The organism is Streptomyces sp. NPDC058051, from assembly GCF_042885475.1.
In the GTDB taxonomy this organism is placed as follows: Bacteria; Actinomycetota; Actinomycetes; order Streptomycetales; family Streptomycetaceae; genus Streptomyces.
Window position 1 is genome coordinate 1 of record NZ_JBHVRW010000091.1, and the last position, 1,236, is coordinate 1,236.

The window sequence follows — 1,236 nt, forward strand, 5'->3', positions numbered from 1 at the left end:
ATGGCCACCAGCGCTGCGTTGGAGCTGTTCGACGCGGCTTTGGCCGGCGGGCAGCCGGCACCCGTGGCGGCGGCGATCGACTTCGCGGCGCTACGGGCTCAGGCGATCGATGGCCTGATGCCTGCGATGTTCGATGACCTGGTACGGCTGCCGGTCCGCCGCCAGAACGCTGCGGCCGGCGCGGAGGGCACCGGTTCGGGGCTGGCGCAGCGGCTCTCCGCGATGGACGAGAGCGCCCAGCACGAACTGGTACAAGATCTGATACAAAAGCACCTTACCACGGTGCTGGGGTATAAGAGTTCGGCGCCGGTGGACCTGGCGCGGCCGTTCAGGGAGCTGGGTTTCGACTCGCTGATGGCGATCGAACTGCGGAACCGGTTGGCTGCGTCCGCCGGGAAGCGGTTGCCGGCGACGCTGGTCTTCGACTATCCGACGCCGGAAGCGGTCGTGGACTTCCTGCGTAGGCACCTGCTGGGAGAGCATCAGTCGACCGATTCGCTGATGCCGACGACGCGCGCAGACGTCCGCAACGATCCGATCGCGATCGTGGCGATCGGTTGTCGCTACCCCGGTGGTGTGACCTCGGCAGAGGATCTCTGGGACCTCGTGATCTCCGGCACGGATGCGGTGAAGGAGTTTCCCGCCGATCGTGGCTGGGACGTCGACGGCCTGTATGACCCCGACCCGGACCACGCGGGCACCTCCTACGTACGCGAGGGTGGCTTCCTGGAGGATGTGGCGGGTTTTGATGCGGGGTTCTTCGGGATTTCTCCGCGTGAGGCGTTGGCGATGGATCCGCAGCAGCGGTTGCTGCTGGAGACCTCCTGGGAGGTACTGGAGGACGCCGGCATCGACCCGACCTGCCTGCGCGGCAGCGACACCGGGGTCTTCGTCGGGGCCGCAACGCAGGAATACGGCCCGCGTCTGGGAGAAGGACCTCGCGAGGTCGAGGGCCACCTCGCCATCGGAAACGTGGCGAGCGTGGTGTCGGGTCGGGTGTCGTACGCGTTGGGGCTTGAGGGTCCTGCGGTGACGGTGGATACGGCGTGTTCGTCGTCGTTGGTGGCGCTGCATCTTGCGGTACAGGCGTTGCGGAATGGTGAGTGCTCGCTGGCGCTGGCGGGTGGTGTGACGGTGATGTCGACTCCGGGTGTGTTTGTGGAGTTCAGTCGGCAGCGGGGTTTGTCGTTGGATGGTCGTTGCAAGCCGTTTGCGGAGGCTGCTGATGGGACGGGT

Annotated in this window: 1 protein-coding gene; it reads left to right on the top strand. The window is 66.5% G+C overall.

What is annotated here, in order from left to right; translation table 11 throughout:
- Positions 1 to 18: 18 nt before the first annotated feature.
- Positions 19 to 1,236: beta-ketoacyl synthase N-terminal-like domain-containing protein (locus tag ACFVUT_RS37740; protein WP_389671188.1), on the top strand; the 1,218-nt coding region annotated here is incomplete at its 3' end.